Source organism: Pseudomonas sp. (assembly GCF_035512415.1).
Classification (GTDB): Bacteria; Pseudomonadota; Gammaproteobacteria; order Pseudomonadales; family Pseudomonadaceae; genus Aquipseudomonas.
Genome location: NZ_DATKDZ010000026.1, coordinates 135,171 through 155,055 on the forward strand (window position 1 = coordinate 135,171; position 19,885 = coordinate 155,055).

The following is a 19,885-nucleotide window of genomic DNA, read 5'->3' on the forward strand; positions in this document are numbered from 1 at the left end:
TCAGTCAGCTTTTTTCAGATCGATAACCACCGCGGTCGCGGCCAACCAGGCGGCGATCAGGGTGAGGAAATACAGCAGGTCGCGCAGGTCAATCACGCCCTTGCTGATCGCATCGAAACGGGTCAGAAAGCTTAGCGAAGCCACGGCGTCCACCAGCCATTGCGGGGCCCAGCCACTGAAGCCGTCGAGCACCATGGGAAAGCCGCTGACGATAAACAGAAAGCACACGCTGACCGCGAGGATAAAGGCGATCACCTGGTTCTTCGCCAGCGCCGACATGCACGAGCCAATCGCCAGATAAGCACCCGCCAGCAGCCAGCTGCCGATATAGCCGGTAAAGATCGCGCCGTTATCCGGCTCGCCCAGGTAGTTGACGGTGATGATCATCGGGAAGGTCAGCAGCAGCGCCAGGCCGGCAAAGGCCCAGGCGGCGAGGAACTTGCCGGTAACCGCGTCAAAACGGGTGATCGGCAGGGTCATCAGCAGCTCGATGGTGCCGCTCTTGCGCTCCTCGGCCCACAGGCGCATGGCAATCGCCGGCACCAGAAACAGGTAGAGCCAGGGGTGGAAGTTGAAGAATGCCGACAGGTTGGCCTGGCCGCTCTCGAAGAAACCGCCGAGGTAGAAGGTGAACACCCCGGACAGCACCAGAAAGATCAGGATAAATACGTAAGCCAGCGGCGTGGCGAAGTAGCTCGCCAGCTCGCGTTTGAAAATAACCGACAGCTTGGTCATACGCTCTCCCCCCGGGTCAGGCTGCGGAACACTTCGTCCAGCCGACCGCGTTCGACATTCAACTCACGCACCTTCCAGCCGCGCTCGGCGATCAGGGCATTGACCTGCGGGAAGATCACCTCCCCCGGTTTGGCCAGCACGCTCAGGCTGTGTTCCAGGGCGTTTTCCTCCACCCCGGCAACGCCCGGCAAGGCGGCCAGTGCAGCCTGATCCAGCGCCTCTTCGGCCACCAGCGTGACGGCCTGGTGGTAACGCGAACGGCTTTCCAACTCCAGCGGCGTGCCATCGGCCAGCAGCTTGCCGTGGGCGATCACCACCGCGCGGGTGCAGACAGCAGACACCTCTTCAAGAATGTGGGTGGAGATGATCACGATCTTGTCGTAAGCCAGGCTCTGGATCAGCTTGCGCACCTGGTGCTTCTGATTCGGGTCGAGGCCATCGGTGGGCTCGTCGAGGATCAGTACCTTGGGGTCATGCAGAATCGCCTGGGCCAGGCCGACGCGGCGCTTAAAGCCTTTCGAGAGCGTCTCGATAGACTGCTCCAGCACGGCTTCCAGCTCGACCTGAGCAACCGCCTTGGCCACCCGCTCACGCTTCTCGGCACCCTTGAAGCCGCGCACCTCGGCGATAAATTCGAGGAAGCTGCGCACCGTCATATCGCCGTAGCAGGGTGCACCTTCAGGCAGATAACCGATCTGCCGTTGGGCTTTGAGGGTGTCTTTCTGGATATCGAAACCGAGGATGCTGGCACTGCCCGAGGTCGGCGCAAGAAAGCCGGTGAGCATCTTCATGGTGGTGGATTTACCAGCCCCGTTGGGGCCGAGAAAGCCCAGCACTTCGCCAGGCTGGACGCTAAAGGACAGATTGTCCACGACGGTATGCTGTGCAAAACGCTTGGTCAGGTTTTTTATTTCGATCATGGCCTCTCACCATTGCGGTAACAGGCCCTGCTCGCGACCCGTGCAGGTGCAAGCCGGGCGTTTAAATGCCGGCGGACTATAAGGAGTCGGCCAGGGCCAGTGCAAGCCGGGAACCCGGGGGTCATGCCGTGCATATGCTCGCTCGGATAAACTCCGGGGAGTTGCGTAGCCGCACAAACCGCCCCCGGATTGCATCCGGGCTACCTGTTAGCGCAGCCCCGTAGGATGGGTTAGCCGCCCAGGCGCTACGTGGCCAGAGCGCATTCTAGGCGCGCTGCAACCCATCATGCGGCGTGCCTGCTGACGCCGCGTAAGCCAAGCTAGATTCAACGAATCAAGCAGTTACAAGATTTTGCCGGCAGCCTAGCGATCCGGCACACTACGCCCCCCGAGCAAATGCTCGTTTTGCCAAGCCAGCAGACTCCGTATGACCCGATCCCCGTTCCGCCGCCTTGTCTTTGGCACCCTGCGCCGCCTGCTGTACCTCTGGGTGCGCTCGGAAACCATCAACCAGTCGGCCTTTACCCTCAAGCTCGACCGCAGCAAGCCGGTGTTCTACGTGCTGCAGCTGCCGTCGCTGAGCGACCTGGCGGTGGTCGATACCGAGTGCCGCAAGGCCGGCCTGCCGCGCCCGGTGCTGCCAGTATCGGTGGGAGCGCTGGAGGAGCCGGCAGCCTTCTTCTACCTGACCCCAGAGCCGGACTGGCTCGGCCGCCAGGACAAACGCGGCACCTCGCCGACCCTGCAACGCCTGGTCAGCGCGCTAAGCCAGCATGCGGTGGACGATGCGCAGATCATTCCGGTCAGCGTGTTCTGGGGCCAGTCGCCGGATCGCGAAACCAGTCCGTGGAAGCTGCTGTTCGCCGACAGCTGGGCGGTTACCGGGCGTCTGCGCCGGCTGGTCAGCATCCTGATTCTCGGCCGCAAGACCCGCGTGCAGTTCTCTACACCTATTCATATGCGCGAGCTGATCGAGCAGGACAAAGGCCACGAGCGCACCCTGCGCATGGTCCAGCGCATCCTGCGGGTGCACTTTCGCAATCAGAAGGCCGCGGTTATCGGCCCGGACGTGTCGCACCGGCGCAACCTGGTCAAGGGCCTGGTGCACGGCCCGCAGGTGCGTCAGGCGATCATCGACGAAGCCGAACGCGAGAACATCAGCCTGGAGAAGGCCGAAAGCCAAGCCCTGCGCTATGGCAACGAGATCGCCTCGGACTACACCTACACCGCGATTCGCTTCCTCGAACTGGTGCTGAGCTGGTTCTGGAACAAGATCTACGACGGCATCAAGGTCAACCATATCGAAGGCGTGCAGGACGTCGCCCAGGGCCATGAGGTGATCTATGTGCCCTGCCACCGCAGCCATATCGACTACCTGCTGCTGTCCTATCTGCTGTTTCGCAACGGCCTGACGCCGCCGCATATCGCCGCTGGTATCAACCTCAATATGCCAGTCATCGGCGGCCTGCTACGCCGTGGTGGCGCGTTCTTTATGCGCCGCACCTTCAAGGGCAACCCGCTGTACACCGCGGTGTTCAACGAATACCTGCACACCCTGTTCAGCAAGGGTTTCCCGGTGGAGTACTTCGTCGAAGGTGGGCGTTCGCGTACCGGGCGCATGCTGCAACCGAAAACCGGCATGCTGGCCATCACCATGCGCAGCTTCCTGCGCAGCAACCGCCTGCCGGTGGTGTTCGTGCCGGTGTATATCGGCTACGAGCGGGTGCTGGAAGGTCGCACTTACCTGGGCGAGCTGCGCGGGGCGAGCAAGAAGAAGGAGTCGATCTTCGACATCTTCAAGGTTATCGGCGCGCTCAAGCAGCGTTTCGGCCAGGTCTGGGTCAACTTCGGCGAGCCGATCAAGCTGGCCGAATTCCTCGACGCCGAGCAGCCGGACTGGCGCAGCCAGGATTACGGCACGCAGTTCCGCCCCGAGTGGCTGAACAGCGCCACCAATCGTCTGGGCGACAAGGTGGCTCAGCACCTCAACGAGGCGGCGGCGATCAACCCGGTCAACCTGGTGGCCCTGGCGCTGCTCTCCACCAGCAAGCTGGCCCTGGACGACCGCGCCCTGGCGCGGGTGCTCGACCTCTACCTGGCGCTGCTGCGCACGGTGCCCTACTCGCCGCACACCACCTTGCCAGAGGGCAATGGCCAGGCGCTGATCGAATACGTGCAGAAGATGGACCTGCTCGCCGAACAGAGCGACGCCCTGGGCAAGATTCTCTACCTGAACGAGCACAACGCCGTTCTGATGACCTACTACCGCAACAACGTGCTGCATATCTTCGCCTTGCCGGCGCTGCTGGCGAGCTTCTTCCAGAGCAGCGCGCGGATGAGCCGCGAGCAGATCCTGCGCTACACCCGCGCGCTCTATCCCTACCTGCAGTCGGAGCTGTTTATCCGCTGGAACCTCGACGAACTGGATGGCGTGGTCGACCAGTGGCTGGCGGCCTTTGTCGAACAGGGCCTGCTCAAGTTCGAGGGCGACGTGTATATACGCCCTGCCCCCAGCTCGCGCGAGTTCGTTTTGCTGACCCTGCTGGCCCGCGCCATCGTGCAGACCCTGCAGCGCTTCTATATGGCCACTGCCCTGCTGCTCAACGCCGGGCAGAACACCATCAGCGCCGAAGAACTGGAAGACCTCTGCACCGTGATGGCCCAGCGCTTGTCGATCCTGCATGGCCTCAACGCCCCGGAGTTCTTCGACAAGAGCCTGTTCCGCCACTTTATCCAGAGCCTGCTTGATGAAGGCGTGCTGCGTCAGGACGAAGCCGGCAAGCTCAGCCATCACCCACTGCTCAACGAACTGGCCGAAGGCGCAGCCAAGCGCGTGCTGCCGGCAGAGATTCGCCTGTCAATTCGCCAGGTGGCCATGGATAGAAACGAGGACGTGGCCGAGACGGTGTAACCCCCAGCTGGCAGCGCACACGGGACTGTAGGAGCGGCCCATGGCCGCGAATTTGGCATGCCCGACAGCCTTATCGCGGGCATGGACTGGGCGTCCCAGCCGCTCCTACGTGTTGCGAGACTTGCACAGACGTAGGGTGGATGACGCCTTTCTCATCCACCATGCGATTTGGTGGATGGATAAAGCGTCATCCACCCTACGAGCTGCAACAGGCCGCTTCCCGCAGGGTTCATGTTTCGATTTATCCACCAAGGCCCCGGATTGCGCCAGGGCTTATCCAGGCTACAAAAACCTCCAGGCAGCCCGCCCCATGCCCCCAGATAACGACAAAACCGCCAACCCGTCCCGCGCCGAATTCCACCAGGCCAACCAGTCCCGCGCCGAGGCCGAAGCTCAGCGCCTGCTGGCGGCCAAAACGGAGTTGGGTGGGCGCTGGCTGGCCTGGGTAGCCGCAGAGCTGTATGCCCTCAAGCCCGCCGCCTACGCGCAGATGGTGCGCCGCGAGCTGCAGCGCTTAAACGCCGATTAAGTAGGGTGCGATGCCTTGCGGCGATGCGGGGGTGCCGCGGCCCCGTAGGGTGCGCTGCGCGCACCGGGGTTAACCGCCGATCTTCCAGGCCACCAACCGATCAAGCCGTTGTCGTAAGCGGGAGATGCATGTGGCGAATAACCGCGCAAGCCGCGGTGCGCACGGCGCACCCTACAGACATCTGGCTCGTAGCCTTTAGAGCAGGAGACGCAGCTCTTCGGGCGGCATCGGCCGATTGAGTAAGTAGCCCTGGGCCTCATCGCAGCCATATTGGCGCAAGAGCTCCAGCTGCTCCTGGGTTTCCACGCCCTCGGCGGTCACGGTCAGGCTCAGGGCGTGGCCGAGGCCGATAATGGCCTGGATAATCGCCTTGCTATCGTCGGCGGCGTGCAGGTCGGTCATAAAGCTGCGGTCGATCTTCAGGCCATCGAAGGGGAAGGCTCGCAGGTAACTGAGGGAAGAGTAGCCGGTGCCGAAGTCATCCATGGACAGCCGCACCCCCAGACCTTTCAGCTCCTGCATCAACACCAGAGCCCCCTCGGCATCCTCCAGCATCACGTTTTCGGTCAGCTCCAGCTCCAGGCGTCCGGGTGGCAGCCCAGTCTCTTCGAGTGCGCTGCGAATCTGCGCCACCAGCTGGCCACCGCGAAACTCCACCGGCGACAAATTGACCGAAACAATCAGCGCCTCGCTCCAGCTCAAAGCTTCGCGACAGGCCGCACGCAGCACCCAGGCGCTGAGTGGAATGATCAGCCCGGTGCTTTCGGCAATCGCGATAAAACTGTCCGGCCCCAGCAACCCACGCTGCGGATGCTGCCAGCGCACCAGCGCTTCGGCTGCCATCATGCGCAGGCCGTTGACGCTATAGCGGGGCTGCAGCACGAGGCTCAGTTCCTCATTGGCCAGGGCGTGGCGCAGGTCGTTCTCCAGTTGCCGGCGCTCGATCACCCGCTCGTTCATATCATTGGCGTAAAAACACCAGGCACTGCGCCCGGCACCCTTGGCCTGGTAGAGGGCAATCTCGGCAAAGCGCAGCAATTCATCAGCCTGGCGGGTGTCGGTCGGAGCCATGGCCACCCCAATACTGGCACCGAGGAAAATGCGGTGATTATCGATCTCGAAAGGCTGCTCGATTGCGCCGATCAGGCCCACACAGAGCTGCTCCACTTCCTCCGCGGCCGAGATGCCGCTGACGATCAGGATAAATTCATCGTTGCCCATGCGCGCCACCAGGTCACCCTCGTGCAAGGCCAAACGCAAACGCTGGGACACCTCGGCCAGCACCTGATCGCCCACTTCATGACCGAAGGAGTCGTTGACCGGCTTGAACCGATCCAGATCGATGCTCAGCATCACCAGCGGCTTGGCGGCCGAGGGCAGCGCCTTGAGTTTGGCTTCGAGGAATTCCTGCATACGGTGGCGGTTGGGCAGGCCGGTCAGCGCATCGTGCAATAACAGGTGTTCGATACGCGCCTGGGCCTGCAGCTCTTCGGTGATATCGCTGACCGTACCGCGATAACCACCCGCCGCCTGACCGTCCGCGATACGCCGCAATGACAGATGGCAGGTGCGCAACTCACCATCGCAAGCGCGGTAATGGCATTGGCGACTATGACTAACTGTTGCTCGGCTGCTACAGGTCTCCAGCCAGACATCCAGGCCGCCAGGGCACTGCATCAGCTCGCCCAGCGGATGACCGAGCCAGGCGCTTGCCGCATGCCCGGTCAGCGCCTGGAAGCGGGTCGACAGATAGGTCAGGCGCAACTCGGCGTCGGCCTCCCAGATCCAGTCCGTAGCGGCCTCGGCCACATCGCGAAAGCGCACTTCACTGGCGGCCAGAGCCTGCTGGCTGGCATACAGCGAGGCGTAGCTGGCATCCACCTCCCTTGCCGAAGCAATGGCCCGGCGCAGGGTCAACCAGGTGATCAGGGCAAAGATCGTCCCGCCCAAGGCGAGCAGCGGCAGAATCCAGTACAGCAGCTGACGGCCAGGCTGCGCAGGCTCCCAGCGCAACAACAGCGGCTGCGCGCCCACACTGGCCAGCGTCAATGCAGGCGTGGCCTGGGCATCAACAGGGTCGGTGGCCAAGCGCAGGTTTGTGACGCCAAAATCCTCACCCAGGGCCTGCAGCTTCTCCGGGCTGAGCAGATCAACGAAGAGCAACAGCGAGGGCGGCCCTGCCAACGCGCTGACCTGAGGGTCGCCGCCGGTGGTCAGGCCGGTGACGGCCAGCAGCGCGGGTTGCCCGTCAACCTGTACAAAGCCCACCACTGGCTCTTCATCCTCGGTTTGCCCACGGGCCTGCTCCAGCAATTCGGCTACGTCTTGCTTTAGCCATTGCGCCAGCGAAACCGCCACCCGCTGGCCATTGACCACCGCATAAGCAGTACGACCTTGAGGGTCGAGTACAAACACGCCCTCATAGGCGAAATCCTCGAACAGGCTGGGGCCGAGGTTCTGCCGGATATAAGCCCACTCGTAGTCGACCGTGACATGCAGATTCTGATAGGCCTCCCCCCAGTAGGCGTAATCCCTGAGGGTCGCCAACATCGACTTTTCCCGAGTCTGGATGGCCTTGTCGACATAGAACAGGCTCTGCTGGGTCGCGCGCGTATTCTGCTGCAGGGCAATCTGCACCAAGCCCACACTGGCCACGACGAACAGCAGCAAAAGCAGCGCAGCCATAAACAGCAGGGCGTGGCGAGTGACATCTAAAGTGGCAGCAGCTTTGCCGGGGTTGCGGCCCAATTCGGCGGGTGGCGGCATTGAGAATCCTTAAGGCCTGTCCATAGCCGCGAGTAAGCGGGAAAACCCCCTGTCTTGCCCGAGCATAGCAGCATTGAAACACCCTGCGAGTAGCCAAAAGCCACTGCTGCGCAGGCTTTAAGGCTAGGGCATCACAATTCCTTCACAGGCCCCGCTGCGGCCCACTACGCGGGGCCAGAAAATAGTTCGGCACCGCTCAAACTCAAGTCTTTTGCTGACACTGTCACGCTCCGCTAAGCTCGCCCTATCTGTCTCCCAAGAAGGATCGCCCCATGCTGCGCATTACCACCCTCGCCGCCGCTCTTGCACTTTCCACCAGCGCCTTCGCCCTGTCCCTCGCCGACCTGAGCCAGACCGACGCCAGCGGCGGCCTCAAGGACGCCCTGATCCAGAGCGCGCAGGTGGCAATCCAACAACTGGGCGCGCCCGGTGGTTTCAGTAATAACCCGGACGTGCGCATCGAACTGCCCGGCGACCTCGGCAAAGCGGCGCGCACCATGAAGATGATGGGCATGGGTGCCCAGGTGACGCAGCTGGAAACCAGCATGAACCAAGCCGCCGAAGCGGCCGTACCCCAGGCCCAGGCCCTGCTGGTGGAGTCGGTAAAGAAAATGACCGTACAGGACGCCAAAAGCATCCTCGCCGGCCCGCAGGATTCGGCCACCCAGTACCTGAACAAGACCAGCCGCGAACAGCTCCGCGCCAAGTTCCTGCCCATCGTCCAGCAAACCACCGCCCAGGTCGGCCTGGCCCAGCAATACAACAGCTTCGCCGGCCAGGCTGCAGCGTTCGGGGTGATCGACGCGAAAAGCGCGAATATCGAAAGCTATGTCACCGAGCAGGCGCTGGACGGGTTGTTTGAAATGATTGCCCAACAGGAAGCCAGCATTCGCCAAAATCCGGCTGGGGCGGCGACCAGTTTGGCTAAGAAGGTGTTTGGGGCGTTGTAGGAAGGGTTGGGTAGATGTGAAAAGCCAGACCTTGGGGTCTGGCTTCTTTGGCACTGCAGAAATCTGATTTATTGGAAAATAAAACTGCCCCCTTTCCCCTTATTCAAATTTCGAATTAAAACAATTTTACACCCCATAGATAACCAAAAAATATTAGGTATCTATGCAGCAAAAGGAATACAGGTTAACCAAAATTAAGGGTATGCATTCCTTTTGCGTAGAATGGCCCGACGCATACATCAGAATGATTAAGACCTGGGTCAATCATGGAGGTAGTAAAAATCACTTGATACTCATCTTCATGATATTCACGCATAGACTCAAAAATAAGCCTCTGGAAATTCTGACTTCTTTCGGGAGCCATTCCTTTGTCTTCAATATTATCCATTAGAAGCAGACGAGGATATCGGAAGGTGGAATCTCTCAACGACTGTTGCAGAACAGACAAATGAAAACTGTTCTTCACTACAGTTTCTGAACTCGAAGAAAATTTAGAGCGCCCATCGACCAACATCAAATCTCGACCAAAATCAAATTCAAAACTCTTTGGCTCTATGAAGGACGGCTCATATCCCCCGTCTTGCTTCAATAGAGCCACAGTCAATTCAGACATACTAGATTCAACAGAACCTTTCCTCTCTTCATTAAATGATGCCTGCTGAATCAAAATATCTTTAATAGAACTTATCTCAGCATTTAACTTCTCTTTCCTAGAAACCAAGCCTTCAATCGTTGAAATCAGCTTGACCTTAGACTTTAGATTATTAATCCTCTCCTCAGTCGCCCCGATCTCCATTGACAACTGATTTAACTTTAATATTTTCTCACTAGTGACAACGAGTGCATTTCTATGCAAGCCCTTTACAGTAGAGAGCCTATTAATTTCAATAGCAATTAGGTTGTCTAGTTCAGCCAGACGAAGCCTGTATTCTTCAAGGACCTTTGTGCTTTCTCTTTTCTGAAAATTTAGTTCATTCAAAGCAGCAAGATAAGCCCCATGCTTGCTTTCATCATCAACAACCCCCTTGCACAGATGACAACTCTCAGAAGAGGATTCAACTAGAGGTGACAGACAGGATGGGCAATATTTAAACTGCACCCCGCCAAAAAAAGTTGAAGCTGCTCTAGATTCTTGCAAGGCTTTTATACGCTGATCTATAGACTGAATAAAAAGCTCAGATTCAACCACCTCATCATGCAGCTCTGCTCGGCGCTCCGTTCTAATGCCGATCTCTTTTGCCAAACCAGCAATCTCGCTAGCGAGCTGTTCAGCTTGTCTTTTATGTTCCCCCCCAAGAAAATCTTGTGGCAACAACATGGCTTGCTCTCTTTCGAGCATAAGCCTAGATAAAGTTTCACCGGCCTCTTTCAGCTCATTCTCAAGATGACCAGCCCGTAAAACCCCTTCCGTAGGGGATATAAACTTATAAACAGAGTCAAGCTGACCATAGATTTTATTGAACTCAGCCTCTGCCCGAGAAAGTTTCTGCCTAAGCTCATAAGAGTCTAATTGATCGATGCCCAGCAGAAACTCGCCAATGGCTTGTCGCATACTTGCTTTATCGAAAGCAGGCTCAGATCGCAAGATCTTGTTAACCGCTGTGCCTTGGTCTACGTAGATAAGTCGTAGAACCTGATGCATGGTCAGTGACTCACCCTCTTCGGCCTTGTGGGCTGGCCAACCAAGGAGTTCGAAAAACTGCTGTGAAAAACTGTGCTTATTTTCCGTACGCACAGCGCCATATTGGCTCCAATCAGAGCTTTTTTGAGACGATTCATATTCGCCAGAATACATCATTATCGGAGGGCGCTTACCCGGCTCGATATGACGACAAATAGTAATTGGCCTACCATTAATAAAAAGCTCAAGTACAACCCACTCACAAGAAGCCGCCTCAATGGTCCAGCGGTCCTCTTTAAGATCCCCTCCCAAACCATAAAAAATAAGGTCCATGAGGGTGGATTTACCAACACTATTGACGCCACGAATAATATTGACACCCAAACTGAAGCTTTGATCATAGACAGCTGAGCTGCCCTTCATAATCAGAAAGCGCCTAATAAATAACGTAGATTTATTTTGAGATGACATCATACCGATACTCCATCAACCCCGAGCGATTCTTAAGACCAGAAGCTCCATTGAACTCAACATCTGGTAAAGCATGAGAAATTATCTTATACGCCATACCATTAACGAACTCATCAGCCAAAACAAAGCCAATAAACTCGTCCGGCAACATATCCTTGTTAAGCTTAATTTCGCCCCTTTCAAAACCCTCTCTATCAACAATACCCTTAGCGACCAGCTCCATAATTGCTGACCGCTGAAATTCTTTCAGATCAAAAAACAGACGTGCAGGATTTGAAATATCCTCAAACTGGTCAGGAATAGCTTTAACTTTCCCCTTATACTCCTTAATAGATACAGGCCACGGCTCAATTTTCTTCAACTGCGCAGGAAATAAATAAAAATAATCAAGAACTCTAAGAACATCCCAGGCAACTGAGTTACCTTTAACACCCATCAGTATTGCAATTACACGATAAACACAATGACTAGCATCAAATGCAGGATGATAAATTAGCATTTAAACCTCCCACACCAAGTGACATTTGCCAGTCAGAAAATACAGCATCCCATAAATCAAATGCATATCTATCGATGGGTCAACCTGAGAAACCTCAGAATATACCACCGAGACAATTTCATTAAGAATTGCCATATCCACTACGTGAGATGGTGTATCTATCCGCAACAAAGGCCGAATCTGAACATCGAACTGGACATGCAATTTCTGCAGCACATAATAATATATATACTGCCGCCTCCCTGCCATTTGACCACGCGAAATCCGCTTAACAAATCTATCTTTATGCTCAATGGCAGACTCAATAAGATCTTCACGACCACCATTTATCAGCTTATTCTCAAGACCAATAACAGGCCTTCCAGAATGATCATTTACATAGTACTCAAATCTTTCTAGAAAATCCGCGAACTCCTCATCTTGAGCGCTTAGAGTTTCAAGTTGCTTAATTGCGCCTCTCAACAACTCAGGATCGGGAGCAGGCGGACTTATAGTAATCTCGTAATTATTCCCACCAATAACGGAGCCTTTAACAGAGGAGTTAACAACCTTGACTGTCGTCATGGACGATCCTTGTATGAGACCTTATCACCGCCTACTACATCCCCGCCGACAGTTGAATCCTCAACAACAATAACTCTCCCACCTGTACCAGCCTCTCGCTTAACCAGCCTCAGCCCATAACCTAAAAGCAAAAAACAAAAAACAAACACGGCTATAACGATTATTAACAACAAGGTGAAACGCTGCCAGGGAAGCACTCCTTCCAGCAACTCAGAGTTAAGAATAGCGGAATAACACTGACTAAAAACAAATGCAGAAACAGCGCCAGCTCCGAGCACTCTCAAAGCAGCATGCCAAAATCCGGACATACGCAATCCTTCCTAAGCAGTTGGAATCAAATTAAATTCGCTGTTTTACGAAATTTAAATACAAGTAAGAGCCAGACTTTAAGTGTTTGGAATACCTGTAGATAGAGAAAAAGGTCATCCTTAGCCCCAGAGCAATTCCATAAAGGCAAAATGCCTGCAGAGGTGAAGTTACAGGGTGAACCACGTCACGTAAATAGGCGGGTAGTGACTACGTCAAGCCATTTTTCTGGAAAGCTTTTTTCTGGTGAGGTCGGCGGCCTGCTGAGAGGCTCGCTCTATGGGCCCTGAGGTTCACTATGGCCACCCTCAAGCGATTCATAATGCTGGGGTCCGGGGGCAAGCTCGTAGGATGGGTTGAGCAGCGCGATACTCATCAAGCCTCTAACACCCGTCGCATCTGCTTTGCCTGTGAGTCACCCTTTCGCCCTTACGGCGAGTTACTTGATTCGCTGCGCTCACCCTGCGGGCCAGCCTTCGGCTGTTACTGCGCTTCGCTCCGTATCTCTTTACTCGCGCAGAAAGTAACCAAAGAGAAAGCGCGCCCGGCATCCGGGTTTCGCTGCGCTCAACTCCCCTCGCTCCGGCGCTGTTCCGAGGGTCGGCAAGACGGGCCATCCATGGCCCGACATGCCTCGTTTGGCATCCATGCCAAACGCCCCTCTCCACAGCACCTACGCTCGGCCTCCTGACGGGGTTCGGGGACCGAGTTGCCTATGCGATTGTGGAAGGCAAAGCAGAACGTAAAAGCCGAGGCAAAAGCATCGCGGGCAAGCCCGCTCCTACAGTTTGCTTTGTTTCTAGAACACCATTCTCGCAGACGACGCCAAACGCCCCATCAGGAGGCCGAAACGTAGCGAAGCGGAGTAACAGCCGCAGGCTGGCCCGAAGGGCGAGCGCAGCGAGTAGTGGAATCGTTGCGGAAGGGAGCGAGCCGCATGAATGCGGCGAGAGGCGTAAAGGGGCCAGGGACGGCCCTTGTACGCCGGCCCCTGGAGCAAGGATGGAACGAGGAAACGGAGCGAAGCGCTGTAACAGCCGAAGGCTGGCCCGCAGGGTGAGCGCAGCGAATCAAGTCGACGAAGTCGGGCCGGATGCAAGGGGCAAGACTTTTTGGTTACTTTTGGCGGGGCCGGCCATCCGGGCGTTTGCCAAAAGTAAGCCGCCGTAAGGGCGAAACGCAGCGCAGCGAAGTAACAGCCGCAGGCTGGCCCGCAGGGCGAGCGCAGCGAGTCAACCGGTAGCCGAGGAACAGCACAAGCGGCGTAAGCAAACCGAATTCAGCCCGCAGGGTGAGTTGAGCAGCGCGATACCCATGCGCTTCATTGATGGGTATCGCTGCGCTCAACCCATCCTACTCAGTGACTGGATTCGAAGATCGCGTTGCTGGAGCACTTGTCACGGCAAAGGCAGAAGCATCGCGGGCATGGCCCGCTCCTACAGGATTGCGAAAGCCCCGCAGGATCGGTTGAGCAGCGCGATACCCACTCATAAACGCGGCAATACCCAACTCAACACCTAAAGCTCGTCTCCTCACCGCTGTCCGGGTCGGTGCTGGTCACGGTGGAGGTGCGGAAGTTCAGGTCGACGAATAGGTGGCAGCTGTGCGCCCCGGCGCGCCAGCCCATGGAGACGCTGGACATGTTCGACTGATGCAGTTCGAACTCGCCGGCGAAGGCCGGGTGGGTTGAGCGCAGTTCCATCAGGCTGAGCAGGCGCTGTACCACCGGGGCTTGCAAGGCTTCCTCGGCTTCATCCAGGGAGTAGTGGTGGCGGTTGATTTCCCGCGCTTCGCCGGTTTCGTCCATCAGTTCGGTGTCGTTTTGGCCGGCCAGCAGGCCGACGTAGTAGACCTGCGGTATGCCGGGGGTGAAGAACTGGATGGCGCGGGCGGCGATATAGGCGTCTTCGTTGCCCTGCAGGGCATCGAAGAAGGTGCAGGTGAGTTGGTAGATCGCGCCGACGCTGTGCACGTTGGCGGCCGAGCGGCGCAGGATGGGGTCGGCGCTGCGCTCGGAGACGTTCTGGATCAGCGCTTCGATATGCTCGCGCGGCAGGATCTCTTCCACATCGGGAATACAGATGCCGTCGTGGGTGTCGAGCACGGTGATCTGGTTGTGCGGGCACATGCGCAGCCAGGACTTGAGGTACTGGCTGTTGGCGTCGAGCAGCGTGTACAGCAGCAGGGGCGGCAGCGCGAAGGCATAGGACCACATGCCGCGCGCGGAAATGGCGTACTGCCAACTGGGGTGGTCGTGCACCTCGGGCAGCAGTTCTATGCCGCTGGCCGCCGCGGTGGTCTTGAACCAGTCGAGGATATGCCACACCTGCGGCTCCACCAGAAAGCAGCTGGTGCCGATTTTCTTGGTGGTGTAGCCGAAGGCATCCAGACGCAGCAGCTTGACCCCGCGCTCGGCAAGATAGGCGATGGTGTTGGCCATCATCTGGTAGGTCAGCGGCGAGTCGAAGTTGAGGTCGATCTGCCGTTCGGTGAAGGTGCACCAGACCCGCCCGCTGCTGCCGTCGGCAAAGGTGATGTCGCGGAACGGTTCCTTTTCCTTGCGGATATGGATCTTGGCCAGATCGTCCGGGCCAATCTCGCCCAGGCGGTCGACGTCGACAAACAGCTCGGCCCAGGCCGAGTCCTTGCCCTTTTGCAGGTAGTCCTGAAACTCCAGCGAGTCGTCAGCCAGGTGATTGAGGACCAGATCCAGGCAGACATCGTAGTTTGCGCTCAGGCGTTCGATATCGGCCCAGTCGCCAAAGGCCGGGTCGATGCGCTTGTGGGTCAGCGGCGAGAAACCACTGTCGGCATTCGACGGAAAAGGCGGCAACACATGCACCCCGCCGACGGCGCGGCCGAGCTTGTGTTCGACAAAATCAGCCAGATCGGCCAGCCCCGAGCCGATGCGGTTGGGATAGGCGATCAAATGGACGGTATTGTTCAGCGGCATGTGCGGCCTCCCTGAATTCATGAGTTTCAGCTGCCTGCTATAACCAACAGCCCAGGACAGCCGGCGCAGAAATCAGGCCTGCAACACAACGGAGCAACGTGCAAAAGAGCCTGCCCACCGGCAACTGTCCGCCACAACCCTAACAGCTTGAGGCGGACAGATGGGTCGACAGCAACCATCGGTATCGGTTCGATGGCCCCCCGAAGGGCCGAATAAAAGGCCATATCGCGGTTATAGGTTGCGGCCTCTCCCGTAGGGTGCGCCATGCGCACCAAGGAGCGATGGTTTAAGTGGGTGAGCATAGGGGTATGGCGAGACGGCAAAAGCTTCGCGGGCATGGAACTAGGCATCCCCCCCGCGCCTACAAATACGGGACAACCTTGCATAAAAAAGCCAGACCCTAAGGTCTGGCTTTTTCAGCTTCAGCCGTCTGTTACCCCGGCTGACGCTCCGTTTCCTTGACCCGGAACCAGGCGGCATAGAGTGCCGGCAGGAACAACAGGGTCAGCGCCGTGGCGACGATCAAGCCGCCCATGATGGCCACCGCCATCGGCCCGAAGAATATGCTGCGCGACAGCGGGATCATCGCCAGTACCGCCGCCAGAGCTGTCAGCACGATGGGGCGGAAGCGCCGGACGGTGGCTTCGATAATCGCGTGCCAGCGGTCCATACCCGAGGCGATGTCCTGCTCGATCTGGTCCACCAGGATCACCGAGTTGCGCATGATCATCCCCGACAGGGCGATGGTGCCGAGCATGGCAACGAAGCCGAAGGGCTGGCGGAAGATCAGCAGGAACAGGGTCACGCCGATCAGCCCCAGGGGCGCGGTGAGGAACACCATGGCCGAGCGCGAGAAGCTCTTCAGCTGCAGCATCAGCAGGGTCAGCACCACCACGATAAACAGCGGGATACCGGCGTTGACCGACTTCTGCCCGCGGCTGGAGTCTTCCACGGTGCCACCAACCTCCAGCTGATAACCGTCCGGCAGCACCTCGCGGATCGGTTCCAGGGTCGCCAGGATCTGCTTGGTCAGGCTGGCTGGCTGTTCCTTGCCGTACACGTCGGCGCGCACGGTGACGGTGGGCAGGCGGTTGCGGTGCCAGATCACGCCTTCCTCGAAGCCGTATTCCAGAGTGGCGATCTGCGCCAGCGGCACGCTCTTGCCGCTATCGGTGGGCACCGCCAGGCTCGGCAGCAGGCCCAGCTCCTGGCGCTCGCTCAAGGTGCCGCGCAGGAGGATCTCGATCAGCTCGTTGCCTTCGCGGTACTGGCTGACTGGCGAGCCGGTCAGCGAGCTGCGCAGGAAGCGCGACAGGTCGGCAGTGCTGACGCCCAGGGCGCGGGCGCGTTCCTGGTCGATATTCAGGCGCACCACCTTGCTCGGCTCCTCCCAGTCCAGGTGCACGTTGGTCACATGGGGGTTGTCGCGCACCTTGTCGGCGACCTGGCGGCCCAGGGCGCGCACCTCGTCGATATGCTCACCGGAAACCCGGAACTGCACCGGGTAACCCACGGGCGGGCCGTTTTCCAGGCGTGAGATACGGGTGCGCAGGGTCGGGAACTCGTCATGCAGCAGGTCGATCAGCCACAGGCGGATCTTCTCGCGCTCCTCGATGCTTTTGGCCAGCACCACGAACTGCGCGACGCTGGCGGCCGGCAGCTGCTGGTCCAGCGGCAGATAGAAGCGCGGCGAGCCGGTGCCGACATAGGCGACGAAGTTGTCGATGCCTTCGTGGTCGCGGAGCAGCTGTTCCAGGCGCTTGGCCTGCTCTTCAGTGGCGGCCAGGGACGCGCCTTCGCTGAGTTTAAGGTCAACCATCAATTCCAGACGGCCAGAGGCCGGGAAGAACTGCTGCGGCACGAAGCGAAACAGCAGGATCGAGGCGACGAACAGGCCAATGGTCAGCAGGATCACCGTCTTGCGCCGGCGCACGCACCACTCCACCGCCCCGCGTACCCGCGTATAGAACGGCGTCGAATAGGGATCATGCCCCCCGGCGTTGCCGCCATGTTTAGCCGCGTGCAGCTTGGCCAGGTCCGGTAGCAGCGCGGAGCCCAGATAAGGCACGAAGACCACGGCGGCGATCCACGACACCAGCAGGGCGATGGTCACCACCTGGAAGATCGAGCGGGTGTACTCGCCAGTGCCGGACATCGCGGTGGCGATCGGCAGAAAGCCGGCGGCGGTGATCAGGGTGCCGGTGAGCATGGGGAAGGCAGTGCTGGTCCAGGCGTAACTGGCCGCCTTAATGCGGTCGTAGCCCTGCTCCATCTTGATCGCCATCATCTCCACGGCAATGATCGCGTCGTCCACCATCAGGCCCAGAGCCAATACCAGTGCGCCGAGGGAGATCTTGTGCAGGCCGATGCCGAAGTAGTACATGGCCGCGAACGTCATCGCCAGCACCAGGGGAATCGACAGCGCCACCACCATGCCAGTGCGCAGGCCAAGGGAGAAGAAGCTCACCAACAGGACGATGATCACCGCCTCGGCAAGCACGCGAACGAACTCGCCCACGCCGGTCTTCACCGCCGCCGGCTGGTCGGAGACCTTGCGCAGCTGCATGCCGGCCGGCAGGGTTTCCTGCAGGCGGGAGAACTCGCCTTCCAGGGCATCGCCCAGCACCAGAATATCGCCGCCGGACTTCATCGATACCGCCAGGCCGATGGCGTCTTCGCCCATAAAGCGCATGCGCGGCGCGGGTGGATCGTTGAAGCCGCGCTTGACCTCGGCCACATCGGCGATGCGGAAGGTACGCTCGGCCACGCGAATGGGGAAGTTGCGGATTTCATCAACCGACTCGAAACGCCCGGTGACGCGCAGTAGCACGCGGTCGCTGGTGGTTTCGAAGAAGCCGGCAGCGGCCACCGCGTTCTGTTCTTCCAGCGCCTGCTGCACCACGGCCAAAGGTAGGCCGAGGGTGGCCAGCTTGGTGTTGGACAGCTCGATCCAGACCTTTTCATCCTGCAGGCCGAGCAGTTCGACCTTGCCCACGTCCTTGACCCGCTGCAGCTGCAGCTGGATGCGGTCGGCATAGTCCTTGAGTACCGCGTAGTCGAAGCCATCGCCGGTCAGGGCGTAGATATTGCCGAAGGTGGTACCGAATTCATCGTTGAAGAACGGCCCCTGAATACCCGACGGCAGGGTGTGGCGGATGTCACCGACCTTCTTACGCACCTGGTAGAACAGATCGGGAATGTCCTTGGAGCGCATCGAGTCGCGGGCCATAAAGGTCACCTGGGACTCGCCGGGGCGCGAGAAGGAGATGATCTTGTCGTAGTCGCCGGTCTCCATCAGCTTCTTCTCGATGCGTTCGGTGACCTGCTGCGCTACTTCCTCGGCGCTCGCCCCCGGCCAGTTGGTTTTCACCACCATGGCCTTGAAGGTAAAGGGCGGGTCTTCGCTCTGGCCCAGCTTGGTGTAGGACATAGCGCCGACCACAGCCAGCAACAGCATGATATAGAGCACGATCTGGCGGTTGCGCAGGGCCCAGGCGGAGAGGTTGAAATCCATCGGGATTACTCCTCGGCCATCAGCTGAACGGCGCGATTATCCCGATTGACCGGGCGCACCTGCTGGCCTTCGTGCAACACCTGCACGCCGGCGGCCACCACCCAGTCGCTGGCCTGCAGGCCTTCGAGCACCGGCACGGTTTTCTCACCATAGGGGCCGATCTTCACGTTAGTGCGCTTGAGGGTGGAGGTCTTGGGCTCGACCACCCAGACATAGGGCTGGCCCTTCTCGGCGGTCAGCGCCGACAGCGGCACCGCCAGCGGCACTTCACCGTTGTGGGCGATAAATACCCGGGCGCTTTGGCCCAATTCGGCCGGCACCTTGCCTTCAACAAAGGCAACCCGGGCGGCGAAGGTGCGCGACTGCGGGTCGGCCGACGGCGACATCTCGCGAATACGCCCGGAGAAACGCTGATCCGGCTGCGACCACAGCTCGACGGCTACGTCCTGGCCGACCTTGAAGCGCTCGAAGGCCTGTTCCGGCAGGCTGATCAGCACTTCACGCTCGCCGTCGGCCGCCAGGGTAAAGACCGTTTGCCCGGCCGCTACCACCTGCCCCACTTCGACCATGCGCCGCGCCACCACGCCATCTTCGGAGGCGCGCAGCACGGCGTAGCCGGCCTGGTTGTTGGCCACGTTGAATTCGGCCCGCACCTGTTTGACCCTCGCCTCACCAGCGCGGTAGGTGTTCTCGGCATTATCGTACTGCGAGCGGCTGACCAGATTGCGCCCCAGCAGGGTCTTGTAACGATCGCGCTCGGCGCGGACCAGATGCAGATTGGCTTCGGCGGCGGCGACCTGGGCACGCATGGCCTCAAGCTGCAGGCGCACGTCCTGGGGGTCGAGCTCGGCCAGGGGCTGGTCCTTCTTCACCCGCTCCCCCACCTCGACCAGGCGCTTGCTCACCTTGCCGCCAATGCGGAAGGCCAGCTCCGGCTCCAGGCGCGCGCGCACCTCACCGGGGTAGGCATCCATCAAATCGCCGGATAGCTGCGGCTGCACCACCATGGCCGGGCGCACGGCGACCTCGACCGGCTCGCCATTGCCGCAGGCGGCGAGCAATACAATTAGACTGGCAGGCAAGGCAAGAGACAGGGCTTGGCGGAACATGATGGCTAACCTTTCAGGAGGCTATGGAATATTTAAA

The 19,885-nt window shown here is 58.9% G+C and carries 13 protein-coding genes; 3 read left to right on the forward strand and 10 right to left on the reverse strand.

Annotated elements, in window-relative coordinates:
* Positions 1 to 735, reverse strand: a complete 735-nt coding sequence (locus VMP31_RS13235) for an ABC transporter permease subunit (protein ID WP_325507834.1) — start codon at positions 733 to 735, stop codon at positions 1 to 3.
* The gene (locus tag VMP31_RS13240; RefSeq protein ID WP_325507836.1) at positions 732 to 1,655 is read right to left on the reverse strand and encodes an ABC transporter ATP-binding protein; all 924 of its coding nucleotides are present in this window, start codon (positions 1,653 to 1,655) and stop codon (positions 732 to 734) included. Before VMP31_RS13240 ends, VMP31_RS13235 begins: the two co-directional genes overlap by 4 nt.
* Before the next feature lie 427 nt (positions 1,656 to 2,082).
* Here VMP31_RS13240 and plsB point away from each other — a divergent pair, with 427 nt between their 5' ends.
* Together plsB and VMP31_RS13250 are read left to right on the forward strand one after the other, a co-directional pair.
* On the forward strand, positions 2,083 to 4,566 hold the full coding sequence (gene plsB / locus VMP31_RS13245) for a glycerol-3-phosphate 1-O-acyltransferase PlsB (protein ID WP_325507838.1): 2,484 nt from the start codon (positions 2,083 to 2,085) through the stop codon (positions 4,564 to 4,566).
* Between the two features lie 310 nt (positions 4,567 to 4,876).
* Complete coding sequence (locus VMP31_RS13250; protein ID WP_325507840.1) at positions 4,877 to 5,095, forward strand: hypothetical protein; 219 nt, start codon at positions 4,877 to 4,879, stop codon at positions 5,093 to 5,095.
* 195 nt (positions 5,096 to 5,290) lie between these two features.
* Here the strand turns inward: VMP31_RS13250 and VMP31_RS13255 are convergent, their stop codons facing one another.
* Positions 5,291 to 7,861 (reverse strand): bifunctional diguanylate cyclase/phosphodiesterase, encoded by a 2,571-nt coding sequence (locus tag VMP31_RS13255; protein ID WP_325507842.1) that lies wholly within the window; start codon positions 7,859 to 7,861, stop codon positions 5,291 to 5,293.
* 272 nt (positions 7,862 to 8,133) lie between these two features.
* On the opposite strand from VMP31_RS13255, the gene VMP31_RS13260 reads away from it, so the two are divergent.
* Positions 8,134 to 8,811 (forward strand): DUF4197 domain-containing protein, encoded by a 678-nt coding sequence (locus VMP31_RS13260; protein WP_325507844.1) that lies wholly within the window; start codon positions 8,134 to 8,136, stop codon positions 8,809 to 8,811.
* A 184-nt stretch (positions 8,812 to 8,995) separates the two neighbouring features.
* Here the strand turns inward: VMP31_RS13260 and VMP31_RS13265 are convergent, their stop codons facing one another.
* From VMP31_RS13265 to VMP31_RS13295, 7 genes are all read right to left on the reverse strand, one after another.
* Positions 8,996 to 10,906, reverse strand: a complete 1,911-nt coding sequence (locus VMP31_RS13265) for a hypothetical protein (protein ID WP_325507846.1) — start codon at positions 10,904 to 10,906, stop codon at positions 8,996 to 8,998.
* The gene (locus tag VMP31_RS13270) at positions 10,887 to 11,402 is read right to left on the reverse strand and encodes an ABC-three component system middle component 5 (protein WP_325507848.1); all 516 of its coding nucleotides are present in this window, start codon (positions 11,400 to 11,402) and stop codon (positions 10,887 to 10,889) included. Before VMP31_RS13270 ends, VMP31_RS13265 begins: the two co-directional genes overlap by 20 nt.
* Positions 11,403 to 11,966, reverse strand: a complete 564-nt coding sequence (locus tag VMP31_RS13275) for an ABC-three component system protein (RefSeq protein ID WP_325507850.1) — start codon at positions 11,964 to 11,966, stop codon at positions 11,403 to 11,405. It abuts the gene before it with no gap.
* Complete coding sequence (locus VMP31_RS13280; RefSeq protein WP_325507852.1) at positions 11,963 to 12,274, reverse strand: hypothetical protein; 312 nt, start codon at positions 12,272 to 12,274, stop codon at positions 11,963 to 11,965. The genes VMP31_RS13275 and VMP31_RS13280 overlap by 4 nt, the downstream gene beginning before the upstream one ends.
* A gap of 1,508 nt (positions 12,275 to 13,782) precedes the next feature.
* Positions 13,783 to 15,225 (reverse strand): sucrose phosphorylase, encoded by a 1,443-nt coding sequence (gtfA, locus tag VMP31_RS13285; protein ID WP_325507854.1) that lies wholly within the window; start codon positions 15,223 to 15,225, stop codon positions 13,783 to 13,785.
* A 433-nt stretch (positions 15,226 to 15,658) separates the two neighbouring features.
* Positions 15,659 to 18,739, reverse strand: coding sequence for an efflux RND transporter permease subunit (locus VMP31_RS13290; protein ID WP_325507856.1), 3,081 nt, complete (start codon positions 18,737 to 18,739; stop codon positions 15,659 to 15,661).
* 5 nt (positions 18,740 to 18,744) lie between these two features.
* Positions 18,745 to 19,848, reverse strand: coding sequence for an efflux RND transporter periplasmic adaptor subunit (locus tag VMP31_RS13295; protein ID WP_325507858.1), 1,104 nt, complete (start codon positions 19,846 to 19,848; stop codon positions 18,745 to 18,747).
* Positions 19,849 to 19,885: the final 37 nt, after the last annotated feature.